The following is a 12,325-nucleotide window of genomic DNA, read 5'->3' on the forward strand; positions in this document are numbered from 1 at the left end:
ATTGAGCTAAGAGAACGCGGAAAACCGCCAAAGGTTGCCATCACCGCCCTCATGAGAAAGCTCGTTGTCCTCGCAAACGCGCTCATACGCGATGACCGAGAATGGTCCCCAAGGCTCACTTGACGAAGACGGATACTCTAAAGACGGGCATCCGCGGGCAGACAAATCCGGGATATGACTATCGCTTTACGACTGCGCGCAGATCACCGGCGGCGGCTCAACCCTCTGGCAGGATCGGTCAGCCGTCCGGCAAGATGAGACTGCGGATCGGATCTTCGACGCCGGGAAGATTTTCAAAATCCAGTTCGGGAAGCCGCTGTTGTGGCGGCTCATCGGCAATAGCAGACGGCGGATCAGGTATCACCTCGGGTGCAGGCTGCGATCCCGGCGGGGGAAGCGGCCGGCGTTCAATCAGCGGAGCGTTATTCAGCGCCTTCTGCCGTGCGGATTGCTCAAGAGCACGCTGTCTGGCGCTCTTGGAGGCTTCACGGGCAGCGGCTTCCGCAGCCTGATCCGCGGCGTCCCGTGCGGCATGCTCGGCCTTGATCCGCTCAGCTTCCTGTGCCGCCTCGCGGGCGGCTTGCGCCTCTGCTTCGGCCTTGGCGGCCGCAGCGGCCTGCCGGTCAGCTTCCTCGGCGGCAAGGCGGGCCGCTTCTTCGGCTTCAATCGCGGCCTGACGTGCGGCTTGTTCGGCAGCGAGCCGGGCGGCTTCGGCCTCGGCGCGGGCTTTTGCCTCTTCAGCCGCCAGACGGGCGGCTTCCTCCGCGGCCTGCCGGGCGGCCTCTTCTTCGGCCAGACGCGCAGCCTCCTCGGCCTCGGCGCGGGCGCGGGCTTCAGCTTCGCGTCGTTCCGCACTCTCCTTGAGCAAAGCGACCTCGCGCCGCAGCCGCTGTTTTTCAACAACGCCGGCCTGAAGCAATTCAACCTTGCGGCGCTCGCGCTCGAACGCCCGCATCGACAGATAGTTGCTCAACTGACCAGCGTCGATGGAGACCGCCGGATCGGCGAGGAGACCGCCGATACCAAATATCAGCGACGGATCGCCACCAGCTATTGCCTCGACACCGGGCTCAAAAGCCAGCCGCCAATCGGCTTCAAGACGAAGTCCGACCAGATCCACACGGGCATCACCCGACAGGTTTGCCTGTTCCGCGTCGATCTCGGCAGATGAAAACCGCATGACGCCGCCGGTCAGGGTGAAGGGCAACCGCAAGGCAGGCGCCTTGATTTCCCCGCCACGCATGAAGCCTGTCACCATACTGGCCACCGAACCGGATTCTGGCTCAAAGCCCTCCCGGTCGGCGGCGCCGAGAATACGTGCAAAGGCACCCGGATCGATGCCCGTGACCGCCAGGTCGCCGGCAACCAGTTCTCCGCCGCCGGCGAGAGAGCCGACCAGGTCGCGGATCGATTTTCCGGTGCCTTCCAGACTGGCGGCGGCGCCGGCCTTGCCTGACAGCACGGAGGAGCCACGAATGGCGCGTTCGAGTGCAGCAAGATTTGCATCAGAGGCTGAAACGCGCGCCGACAGGAACACCGATCCATCGGAATTGGTCAGCGACAAGTTACCGCCCAGGCGACCCCCGAACCAATCGGCCTGAGCCTGTTCCAGCGCCATCGCGCCGGTGCCCGACGTCAGATTTGCCTTGAAATTCCGCGCGGTTCCAGCCCGACCGAGATCGATCTGGTCCGCCTCCAAGGCGATCCGCAGCGCCGACTGCCCGGGCGCGGGCGGCAAGAACGCGGCGGCGTTCCAGCTCGACCCGTCCGAGCCGAACAGGTTCGGGCCAAGCGCCAGTTCGCTCAGCCAGCCCAGATCAGCCCGCTGGATGTGCATTGCGCCCTGGCCTGCAGCCCCGGACGCCGACCGGTCAAACTCCAGATTTCCGGAAAATGCATTGTCCTCGGCCAATCCCTTGATCCCGGACACCAGTATCCGGGTCTCGCTCATGGCAAGATCCGCCGTCATCGACACCGCTAGACCCGTCCCCGCCTGCGGCAGGAATTGGCCGAACATGATCGCGAATGGTTCGATATCGGCCGCCTTGACATCAAGATAGAACAGACCGGTGACAGGTTGGGACGCAGGGATGGCGCCATTGCCTTCAAGCGAGAATTCCGCATCCCCCGAGGTCAACCGCGCATCAATGGCGAAATCCCCCTCCCCGGCCCCGCCATCGGCGTTGATTGTCAGACTGGCAGGCCCCTCGTCCTCGAGCGGCAGGACAGCGAATCCGGTTTGTTCGAACAAGCGGTAGGCTTCCGGATTGTCCGCTTCAATGACGATGGAGCGAGGGCCGTCGCCGCCCGGCATGAGACCGGTACCGCCCGCGCGGATCCTGACCGTGCTGCCGCCTGACACGCCGGTGACGTTCAGTTCCGGTCCGGCGTCGGGATCGAGTACCAGGTTCACCTCAGCCGACACGTCGTCAAAGGCGGAGCTGTTGGCGGCAAGGCGGCGGATGATCTGATGGCCACCGCTCGCGCGCTCCGCAAGTTCAAACAGACCGGCCGCGGTGGCGGCGCTGACTTGACCGTTTATTGTCCCGCGTGGCGCGGCCATCGACCCTTCGAGCGACGCGGAGAAACTTCCCGAGGCGCCGCCGAAATCAGCAAATTTCAAGCTGTCCAGCGTCAGCCGGCTGTCGCGCCACAACAGCGAGGTCTCAAAATCATCAAGCCTGTAGTCGCCGAGAGTGAAGGTGTCGGCCTTGATCCGGGCCGCGACATTGTACTGCGCCAGCGGCCGCGCCGCAGCGCTGTCCGCACCCGCCAGAAGCGCCAGCGCCCTGACCGCATCGACATCGAATGTATCGCCCGACAGTTCAACCGAAAGCGATGGGCGGCCGTCGGCGGGTATCTGGCGTTCCAGCCTGCCCTTGAGGATGGCGGGGCCAACCGCAACTTCCAGCGCCTCGAAGCGCTGCAGCGTCGACGACAGGCTGACCTGGGAGGAAATGCCCGCGGCGCCAAGCCTCCGGATTACCGGATCAACGTCCCCGACCAGCCAGTTGGCGAGCCCGGAGGGCTGGGTCGATGCGACGGTCAGGGTTCCGTTGAAGCTCGCCTTGGCACCCGATACCAGCCGGCCGCGAGCCTCGACCTTGGTGCGTCCGGGGAGATTGGCGGAGAAGCCGTCGACCAACCAGGCATCGCCGTCGGGCCGGGCGTCGAGCGAAATTTGCCGCAAGGTGGTGTCGCCGGCGATGATGGCCGGCAGGTTGAGCGACAACCGCCCCGGCAGCGGCGGTGGTGGCAACCGGTCGATGAAGGCGTTGACGACCGCCAGACGTTCATCAAGCGATAGTGCAGCTGCTGATTCAGCCGCCGCATCTTCGCCGCCGAGACGGTCCATGTCGATCTGCTGGCCGTCGGCGATCAGCAGGAACTCGGGATTGGGGCCGGTGTCGATGGTGGCCTGGCCGGTGACCACATAGGGGTCGTCCGACAGCCCGATTTCGGCGCGCCACTGCTTGATCGACAAACGCTCGTTGGTGGCCGCGAAATCCCCCTTGGCAACAATCAGCGGCCGCTCGGGCGTGGCGGTTTCACTCCCGGTCTCTGACAGTCCCATGAAGGTGAACAGTCCGTCATAGAGCGGCTTGTTGTTGTCGATCCTCGCCTCGCCCTCGGTTTCCAGAAGCACCGGCCAGGCATCGGGAACCGTCTTCACCCGCATCCTGATCGACCCGTCATCCCTGGCGATGCCGGTGGAAATCGACATGGCGCCGCGATGGCCGGCGATCTCGCCATCGGCTTCGATCAGCCATGGTCCCGCCAGCGATTTGGCGGAAACCAACGCATTGATATCGCGAAAACGGTGAGTCCGCCCGTTTTGCTGGTCAATGATGGTGACATCGGCGTCCTCGATGGCGACCCGCTCCAGCACGACCAGATCGCCCGGCGTCGTCGGCTTGCGCTTGAGCGCCCAGTCGAGCGTGCCGTCGTCGAGAATGCGCACCACGGCCTTGGGGGCCTCGACGCGCATGTCGAAGATCAGCACTTCGCCGCTCAGGAAGGGGGCCAGTTCGGCATCCATGGAGAATTTGGCGATGGTCATCGCCGGCTGGGCTTCGTCGCCGACCGTGACGTCGTGAAACGTGACCGACGGGAACGGCAGCAGCCGGGCGTCGGCGTCGCCGCGCACCCTGACAGGCTGGCCGATGATGCGGCTTGCCTCGGCTTCAAAGGCGGTGCGGTAACTGCTCCAGTCGATAAAATACGGAGCAATCAGCGCCGCGAACAGCGCCAACACCAGCAAACCACCAATTGCGACGAATACCCGGATCAGTTGTCAGTCCTCCTGGCGGCCGGCATGGCCGCTCGTTTGCACCTTAGCCATCGAATGAAAAAATCTTGCCCGGGTTCATGATGTTCATTGGATCGAGAGCCCGTTTGATCTGCCGCATCACCGAGACGCTTTCTCCCATTTCCTGCGCAAGATAGGGACGCTTGCCCTGACCTATACCATGTTCGCCGGTGCAGGTTCCATCCATCGCCAGCGCCCGCGCGTTCAGCCGCCCCACAAAGGCTTCGGCAGCCTCGATCTCGGCGGCACTATCGGTGTCGAGCAGCACCAGTACATGAAAATTGCCATCGCCGGCGTGGCCGACAATCGGCGCGATCAGTTTAGATGATGCGATGTCGTCCTGGGTTGCTGTCACGCACTCGGCCAGCCTGGAGATCGGCACGCACACATCGGTGGAAATGCCCTTGGCGCCGGGGCGAAGCTTGAGCGCCGCCCAATAGGCGTTGTGGCGCGCCTTCCACAATTGGCTGCGGCGTTCGGGGTTGGCGGTCCACAGGAATTCGCCGCCGCCGCACTCCGCGGCGATCTCGCCAAACATCGCCGCCTGCTCGGCAACGCCGGCCTCGGTGCCATGGAATTCAACAAACAGCGAGGGGACCTCGGGGTTTGAAAGGTTCGAATAGGCGTTGCAGGCTTTCATCTGCAGCGCGTCGAGAAGCTCGATGCGGGCCACCGGAATACCCATCTGGATGGTCATGATGACGGCGTTGCAGGCCGCTTCGACGCTGGGAAACGGACAAACGCCGCCGGAAATCGCTTGCGGGATTCCCTGCAATCGCAGCGTCACCGACGTCAACACGCCCAGGGTGCCTTCGGAGCCGACGAAGAGCCGGGTCAGATCATACCCGGCCGAGGATTTGCGGGCCCGGCGCGCCGTGCGGATTTCCTCGCCGGTCGCGGTGACGGCGGTGACCGCAATGACGTTCTCGCGCATGGTGCCGTAGCGCACCGCGTTGGTGCCGGAGGCCCGGGTTGCTGTCATGCCGCCGATGGACGCGTTGGCGCCGGGATCGATGGGAAAGAACAGGCCGGTGTCGCGCAGATGGGTATTGAGCTGTTCGCGCGTCACCCCCGGTTCGACCGTGCAGTCGAGATCCTCGGCGTTGACTTCAAGCACCTTGTCAAGCCGCGCCATATCAATCGAAATGCCGCCCTGGGGCGCATTGACATGGCCCTCCAGCGAGGTGCCGGTGCCATAGGGGATGACAGGAACCCGATGGTCTGCGCAGGCGCGGACGATCAGCTTGATCTCGTCGGCCGAATTGGGAAAGATCACCGCATCGGGCAACTGGCCGGGAATATAGGTGGTGGTGTGGGCGTGCTGGGCGCGCAAGGTTTCGCCGGTCTGGAGCTGCTCACCGAAGCGCTGCCGCAACACACCGATGACCGCGGCAATGCCTTCCTCGTTGCGAAGGCCGGCGCCGGCGTTTTCCAGACTCATTTGATTTACTCCCATCGGTCGCGTTGACAGCGAAGCCCGCCAGATGCTTGCCGCATCGCCATGGTGAGGTAATGTGCAAACTGAAGCGCGCTTGTCCAGTGCGCGCGAAGTCGCAACTCTGTTTTAGAGCACCGTACGATTAATACGACGCTCTAGCAAAGGAGATTGCATGGATTTTGATGCTCCGATGGTCGCGCCGGCCCGCGGACTGGATCCTGCCTGGCTCGATTACAATGGTCATCTGAACATGGCTTATTACCATGTGCTGTTCGACAAGGCTGTCGACGATGTCTTTGAACGGATCGAATGCGGGCCCGGCTATCTGGCGGCGCGCAGGATGAGCTTCTTCACCGTCGAGACACATGTCTGCTATGTGCAGGAACTCAAAGCCGACGCGATCGTCAGCGCAAGCACCCAGTTGCTGGATTTTGACGCCAAGCGCATCCATCTGTTTCAGGAACTCAGGCATGAAGAAGGCTGGCTTTCGGCAACCTGCGAAACCATGTTCCTGCATATCGACATGAGCGGTCCTCGCGCCGCGCCGATGCCGGAAGATGTCCTGGCCAGGGTCGGGCAACTGGCCGAGGCTCACAAGAGCCTGCCCCGGCCCGCGCGCGCCGGGCGCTCGATCGGCATCGGGCGCAAAACGGACGGTTGAACAGCCGGCGCGGCCTCAGGAATAGTGGTTGCGCACCACGGCTTGCGCCAGTTCCTCGCGATCGATGACGCCGACCACATCTTCGGCGCGCGGCACGCCGGACGCCGTGTCGACGACGATGGCATAGCTGCGCTCGCGACGGCTCATCCGGGTGACCACCGAATTGAGATTGGCGCCCGGCGTTGCAATGACGAAATCCGTCTTCATGATCTCGCCCAGGGTCTGTCCGCCGAAACGGTCGGCGCGATAGGGTACGGTGGCGAAGCGCACGAAGCCGACAATGCGCTGGCCGTCGGTGACGATGACCCGGTTGGTTTCGACATCGACGATGGTCAAAGCCTCTGCAACGCTCATGCTCATTTCCAGCACCTTGAAATTGCGCGACATGACCTCGCGCGCCGGCTGCACAAGGAACATGTTGGTGGTGCGGTCGGTGGGGATCGCCCGGCCACGCTTGCGCAGCTTGATGGTGTAGATGTCGTTGACGATCAACGCCCGGCGCACGCCAAGCGCCAGCGCAACTGCGAGCACCAGCGGCAGGATGATGTTGTAGTCTCGCGTCATCTCGAAGACCATCACGATCGCTGTCATCGCCGCCGAGGTGCCCGCGCCGACCATGGCGCCCATGCCGATCATGGCGAACATCGGCACTGACAACCCGGCATCGGGCAGCAGCCATTGTCCCGCCGTGCCGATGGCGGCGCCCAGTGTGGCGCCCATGAACAGGCTGGGCGAAAAGATTCCGCCCGATGCGCCTGACCCGAGCGAAATCGTGGTCGCCAGCATCTTGGCGACAAACAGCGCCAGCAACAGCAGTACGCCCATATGGTTGTCGGACAGGATGTCCTGAATCGTGGCGTAGCCGACGGAAAGCACATGGTAGTGGCCCGACGTCAGCATGAAGAGATAGCCCATGAGGCCGACAGCGCCCATGCCGAGGATATTGCGCAGATACTCGCTGAACTTCATATCCTCGAACTTGTCTTCCATGAATTCGAGCAGGCGCACGAACAGATACGCGGCAATGCCGAGTGTGATGCCGGTAAACGCGGCCAGGCCGATTTCGGCGAAATTGACCGCGCTCGAGGCAGGTATCTGGTTCCACAGCGGAATGTGGAATGCGGCTTCGGCACCGATGACCTGACGATAGGCATAGGTCGACGTCGCGGTGGCGGCCACGACCGGCAGAAAGCTGCGCGGCGAGATTTCGGGCAACAGCACCTCGACCGCAAACAGCACGCCGCCCAGCGGTGTATTGAACGTGGCGGCAATGCCGGCGCCGGCGCCGGCGGCAAGCAGGATGATCTTTTGCGAGCGGATCAGGCGAAGACGACGACCCAGGGTGGAGCCGAAGGACGAGCCGATCTGGATGATCGGCCCCTCGCGGCCTACCGATGCCCCGGTGCCGATCGACAAGGCCGAGGCGAAGGATTTGATCACGGCGACGATGCCGCGGACATTGCCGTCCTTGTGGTAGATGGCGAACATCACTTCGGGCACGCCATGGCCCTTGGCCTCTGGCGCGAAATTCTTGACCAGCCAGACCACGATGAGACCGCCGACAATCGGCACGAGAATGATAAACGGTCCCCAGGGGCTCGGCTCGCCATAGGAGTTGGGATCCAGGTCGAAAGAAAAGAGCCCGTAAAACGAAACATTGTAGATGATCGCGATCAGGTATTTGAATGCAATGGCGCCACCCGCTGCAACCAACCCGACCAGGAACGCCAGCCCGACCAGCACCGCCAACACCACTTCCCGTTCGCCGGGCGGCTGCCCCTCATCGCGAGCGCTGAGCAAGGGCGGAACCGATGGTGTCTGAGAAGTCATGGGACTCTGATTTGCTGGCAAGGGGCGAAAGCTACCCCCGGGGTTATTCATGAAATGGCAAAATAACAACCCGAAACCCGAAAAACCTACCAAATTTCGGTGTTTATCAGGCATTTTCATCGTTTTCCACATTGATCCCCGACCGCGCGTCCGGGCGCTGGCGGATGAAGGCAGCCTCCCGGGCGATTTCAACCGCCGCGGGTCGAGCAATGGCGATGTATGACAGATCGGTGGACACCAGGGACAGGCGGCGTTGGTTCTGATATCCGCAGACAGCAAGGCAGTTGCACACCCGGATTGCGCGGACGTGTCGGACTGCTATGAAAACAAGCGCGAGAAAGGAGCCATCCATGAAGCCGATCACATTCAGCCGCGAGGAAACCAGGGCCATGGCGGGCGAGATTCAGGAGTATTTCCGCGAGGAACTGGATCAGGACATCGGATCTTTGCCGGCCGAGATGCTGATCGGCTTCTTCGCCGACAAGATGGGGGCTTATTTCTACAATCGCGGCCTTTACGATGCGCAAAACCTGATTCTCCAGCGCGTGGACAGTCTTTCCGACGAGGTGTTGACGCTGGAACAACCGACAAAGCACCTGCGCTAGGCATCATTTGCTGAGAAGACGCATTTGCCAGCACGGTTTACTTCTCGCCCGATATCCGGCATCGGCATGTTAGCGGCAATTTACAGGCTGTGACCTGCAGCCTGACAAACGGAGACAGACAATGTTAAACCTGACACCCGCCCTCTCGGCGGCCGGCATCTATGCGGCGCTCAACATGGCCATCCTGATCTGGATCGGCATCGAGACCGGACGGGTGCGCGTCAAACACAAGGTTTCGATCGGCGACGGCGGCGTGCCGCATCTGGTGCGGATCATGCGAGGCCATGCCAATGCGGTGGAGAACATGCCGATGTTCTTCGTGCTGCTGGTCATCGGAGTGCTTCTGGGCATGCCGCTGCTGGCTGTTCACCTGCTCGGCATCAGCTTCACCGTCGGGCGGGCGCTGCATGCCCGGCACTTCACCCAGGAAGACGCGCCGCGCTGGCAGCGCGGGGCCGGTTTCAGCCTGTCGTTCCTGGCGCAGGTTGTGCTTCTGGCCGGGCTGCTTGTCCACGGGGTGTGGGGACTGGTGGCCGGATAATACTGCCGCGGAAGGGCCCGACCAGACCAGGCATGATCGGGCTACCTCAATCAGTCCCCGTCAAGTGACGCTGATTCCCGCCGGTCCGCAGCCAACGCGGTCAAGTCCGCAACCTGAGAACTGGAAAAATGTGACGCCCTGTGCCAGCCTTGCAGTCCTTCCTCCTCATAGCCGGGCTGGCCGGGCATCTGTTGCGGATGAACAAACAGACAAGGGAGTGGCAGGATCTTGAGACCCGAGAGTCCATTTGTGCGTGGCGTCCAGGTATTTTTTCTGGGATGTTCTCTTTGGTTTTCGCCGCCCGGCGCCGAGCCGGCTCATGCCGAAGAATCCTCGCTGGCCCGCGAGATCGCCGAGCGGACCTATAGCGCGGAGGCCATGCTGGCGTTTTCGATCGCTTCCATGGAAGAGCTTCGGTTGAAAACCAGAGAAGCCCTTAGCGAGATGGTCGATATGAGTTCGGTCTCCGACCGGGATCTGGAAGTGTTCCTGCGTGTTCAAACGGAAATCAACGCGAAGGGCATGGCTGAAGGACTGCGCAAAGCCCTGACCAGCAGACTGGAGGAATTGCCGGAAAAAGATCTGGATATCTGGTTTTCCTGCATAAATGGGCTGAGCTGTGAAAGGGAGAAGATTTCGCCACAAACCAAGAGCTTTATTGGTCAGTTGTCCGCTTTCGGCAAGACCAAGGGCGAGGAGATTGGCCAGTCTGTCGGGGAGGCAACGACTGCAAAGGTTCTGGATAAACTCCTGAACATGGATGAAAGCGAATTCGATGATCGCGATGCGTTGATCCGCGCCATGAGCTTATGACGGCTGCCAGCAACCCGAAGGACCGGGAGAGTTTACCGATTCGACACGCGTCGCATTCAAACGGATTGCGCTGACGCGCGTCAATTCCTTGCTCCTTCATGTCGTAATCGCAAAAATGCCGCACAGGTTAGCGCGACATGCACTGCAGCCCCGCGGATCCCGATGGATGCGCGGCGCTGCAATATTTTGAAATTATGCATGCATTTTGCTGTGCAAATGAACTGGTTTGCACGCGCGATGCATCAGCGGTTTCCGCCCATGCAGGCCCCGGCGGCAACCTCGACGGCGCCGGCAAGGCGCATGGTGCACCTGTTGGGAAACATCTTGGCCGTGCCGCCAAGCTGGCCGCACACCTGTTCGATGATTTGAGGACAAGCTGCGGTGGGCGCGGCAGGCTGAGCCGGAGCCGCAGGCCGCGCCGGCTTTATCGGACGGGCCGGCCTTGCCGGGCGGACTTGTGTATTCGGGCGGGCCGGCGTTGTGGTCTGCGCCGGCCTTGTCGGGCGGGCCGGCGTCAGGTTCCGGTCCCGCCGGGGCTGGTTGTCGAGGCGGTTGCGGTCACGATTGCGGTCTCGGGGATCAACGCGGTCACGGTCCCTGTCATCCCGGCCTATGTCATCCCGGACTCTGCTGTCACGACCCCAGTCATCACGATCGCGGGCGTTGCGGTGGCGGTCGGCGCGGTTGGGACGGTAGTCGCCATAGCCGTCGGCGCGGCACTGACCGCTGTAAACAATCCGCCAGTCTGACTGCCGGGCCTGACAGGCGTTGGGGAAGGTACGTTCATGGCCGCGCCGTTCGGCGCACACCGGACTGTAATTCTGCGGGCACACCGGACCTGGGCGGTATTCGCTTCTGGCTTCCGTGACTTCGCAGCCACTCAATCCCAATGTTGCGGCGCCGAGAACGAAAGCCCCCAGAAGAGTTGAAAACGGTGCGGTCCGCACTGTGGTGCTAATGCGAGACATGGAGAACTCCCTGAGTTGGTTAAGATGAGAACATTCCCGGAAAGGCCGGTCAAGCGGCAGTTGCGCTGCGCAAGCGAAGCGGGTGCGCACCGGCCAGATCGTGGGCACGGAGTGCGACAGGTGGCTGATGAAGCTGCCTGGCAATGGCCTTCCCGGCAGCTTTCATGGTCGATATCGTCGACCCGGCAGGCTGACGGAACTGCCCCTATCTGCGTCTGAGCTTCATCAGTTCCGATCCATCGGCAGCCTTGAAGGTAACTGTCCGTCCCTGGCGAACGACAAACCGGCTGGTGGTGAGAGCGTGATTGATGCCACTTTCCGCCGCGCTTTGGCCCTGCCCCAAACAGTGCATCTTGGTGGCCATGACACCGCCCTCGGTCCGGACGCGGCCGTTGCGCAGCGAAATGCGCGCCGACATGGAGTTGCAGCCAACCGTGGCACGCACCGTTCCACCCTGAGCCACAGACAGTTGAGCCTGCCTCGCAATTCCGCCGCCGAGGCGGACCAGAAAGCCGTTGTCGGCCGAGACATGGGTAATGGCGTAACTGCCAAGAATATCCGTCAGGTCCGGACCGTAGCGCCGGCCACTGTTCTGGCCGCCGGACTGCCCCGGGGTCCTGCCCTGATTGCGCGCATCGACAAGCCTGAAGGTTTCCCAACCCGCTGCCCGGCGCGAAACTGCGGCCAGATGTGAACGCGAGCCAACACCGGCGCGGATGAATTTGCGGTTTTGCACCGACCGCAGGGCCACGTTGCGCCCGTTCAGATCAATGACTTCGAAGGTTTCCCAGCCACGGATATGCGGGCTGCCTGCGGCCAGAAAGGTTCCCTGCCCCACTCCGGCGCGGACATAACTGCCCGAACCGACATCGCGCAGTGCTATCTTGTTGCGCTCGAGCCGGACGAGTTCAAACCGGCTGGCGCGTTTCCCCTCTCGCGCAGCCGCAGCCAGCGTGCCGTTGACCGCCGTGACATAGAGGCCCGACTGGACCGATTGCAACAGGATTTCTTCCGCCTTGGCGACCGCCTGAGCGGTGAACAGCAGGGCAAGGGCACATAAGGTGCGCACGAGGTTTTTCATTGGCCTGGTTCCTGTATTGACCGTTGGGACAGGCGATGTCTTTGACACACTGCTTTTGAACCGGTGTTGAACAGCGAAT

Annotated in this window: 9 protein-coding genes and 1 pseudogene; 5 read left to right on the forward strand and 5 right to left on the reverse strand. The window is 62.4% G+C overall.

The window, feature by feature from the left end:
• Positions 1 to 123, forward strand: a pseudogene (locus ABJN75_RS13775) (IS110 family transposase); the annotation flags it as partial.
• 115 nt (positions 124 to 238) lie between these two features.
• Here the strand turns inward: ABJN75_RS13775 and ABJN75_RS13780 are convergent.
• Positions 239 to 4,291 carry an AsmA-like C-terminal region-containing protein gene (locus ABJN75_RS13780; RefSeq protein ID WP_348440177.1) on the reverse strand — a complete coding sequence of 1,351 codons (4,053 nt, stop codon included), beginning with the start codon at positions 4,289 to 4,291 and terminating at the stop codon, positions 239 to 241.
• A 43-nt stretch (positions 4,292 to 4,334) separates the two neighbouring features.
• A complete protein-coding gene (locus ABJN75_RS13785; protein ID WP_348440156.1) occupies positions 4,335 to 5,750 on the reverse strand; it encodes an FAD-linked oxidase C-terminal domain-containing protein in 1,416 nt (471 codons plus the stop codon).
• 169 nt (positions 5,751 to 5,919) lie between these two features.
• Here ABJN75_RS13785 and ABJN75_RS13790 point away from each other — a divergent pair, with 169 nt between their 5' ends.
• On the forward strand, positions 5,920 to 6,408 hold the full coding sequence (locus tag ABJN75_RS13790) for a thioesterase family protein (RefSeq protein ID WP_348440157.1): 489 nt from the start codon (positions 5,920 to 5,922) through the stop codon (positions 6,406 to 6,408).
• A gap of 15 nt (positions 6,409 to 6,423) precedes the next feature.
• On the opposite strand, the gene ABJN75_RS13795 is transcribed toward ABJN75_RS13790, so the two are convergent.
• Entirely contained in the window at positions 6,424 to 8,238 is a 1,815-nt protein-coding gene (locus ABJN75_RS13795) for a chloride channel protein (RefSeq protein ID WP_348440158.1), read from the reverse strand.
• A 350-nt stretch (positions 8,239 to 8,588) separates the two neighbouring features.
• Between ABJN75_RS13795 and ABJN75_RS13800 the strand changes: the two genes are divergently transcribed.
• From ABJN75_RS13800 to ABJN75_RS13810, 3 genes are all read left to right on the forward strand, one after another.
• Positions 8,589 to 8,843 carry a DUF2164 domain-containing protein gene (locus ABJN75_RS13800; protein ID WP_348440159.1) on the forward strand — a complete coding sequence of 85 codons (255 nt, stop codon included), beginning with the start codon at positions 8,589 to 8,591 and terminating at the stop codon, positions 8,841 to 8,843.
• A gap of 121 nt (positions 8,844 to 8,964) precedes the next feature.
• Positions 8,965 to 9,384 carry an MAPEG family protein gene (locus ABJN75_RS13805; RefSeq protein ID WP_348440160.1) on the forward strand — a complete coding sequence of 140 codons (420 nt, stop codon included), beginning with the start codon at positions 8,965 to 8,967 and terminating at the stop codon, positions 9,382 to 9,384.
• 378 nt (positions 9,385 to 9,762) lie between these two features.
• Positions 9,763 to 10,197: a hypothetical protein gene (locus ABJN75_RS13810; RefSeq protein WP_348440161.1), complete on the forward strand. Its 435-nt coding sequence runs from the start codon at positions 9,763 to 9,765 to the stop codon at positions 10,195 to 10,197.
• A gap of 242 nt (positions 10,198 to 10,439) precedes the next feature.
• Here ABJN75_RS13810 and ABJN75_RS13815 read toward each other — a convergent pair whose 3' ends face one another.
• Positions 10,440 to 11,165, reverse strand: coding sequence for a Kazal-type serine protease inhibitor (locus ABJN75_RS13815; protein ID WP_348440162.1), 726 nt, complete (start codon positions 11,163 to 11,165; stop codon positions 10,440 to 10,442).
• 205 nt (positions 11,166 to 11,370) lie between these two features.
• The gene (locus tag ABJN75_RS13820; RefSeq protein ID WP_348440163.1) at positions 11,371 to 12,246 is read right to left on the reverse strand and encodes an META domain-containing protein; all 876 of its coding nucleotides are present in this window, start codon (positions 12,244 to 12,246) and stop codon (positions 11,371 to 11,373) included.
• Between the last annotated feature and the right edge of the window lie 79 nt (positions 12,247 to 12,325).

The organism is Hoeflea sp., from assembly GCF_039975035.1.
Classification (GTDB): Bacteria; Pseudomonadota; Alphaproteobacteria; order Rhizobiales; family Rhizobiaceae; genus Hoeflea.

Coding starts and splice junctions, on each gene's coding strand:
- ABJN75_RS13785 (WP_348440156.1), bottom strand. CDS start 5,750: ATGAGTCTGGAAAACGCCGGCGCCGGCCTTCGCAACGAGGAAGGCATT.
- ABJN75_RS13790 (WP_348440157.1), top strand. CDS start 5,920: ATGGATTTTGATGCTCCGATGGTCGCGCCGGCCCGCGGACTGGATCCT.
- ABJN75_RS13795 (WP_348440158.1), bottom strand. CDS start 8,238: ATGACTTCTCAGACACCATCGGTTCCGCCCTTGCTCAGCGCTCGCGAT.
- ABJN75_RS13800 (WP_348440159.1), top strand. CDS start 8,589: ATGAAGCCGATCACATTCAGCCGCGAGGAAACCAGGGCCATGGCGGGC.
- ABJN75_RS13805 (WP_348440160.1), top strand. CDS start 8,965: ATGTTAAACCTGACACCCGCCCTCTCGGCGGCCGGCATCTATGCGGCG.
- ABJN75_RS13810 (WP_348440161.1), top strand. CDS start 9,763: ATGCTGGCGTTTTCGATCGCTTCCATGGAAGAGCTTCGGTTGAAAACC.
- ABJN75_RS13815 (WP_348440162.1), bottom strand. CDS start 11,165: ATGTCTCGCATTAGCACCACAGTGCGGACCGCACCGTTTTCAACTCTT.
- ABJN75_RS13820 (WP_348440163.1), bottom strand. CDS start 12,246: ATGAAAAACCTCGTGCGCACCTTATGTGCCCTTGCCCTGCTGTTCACC.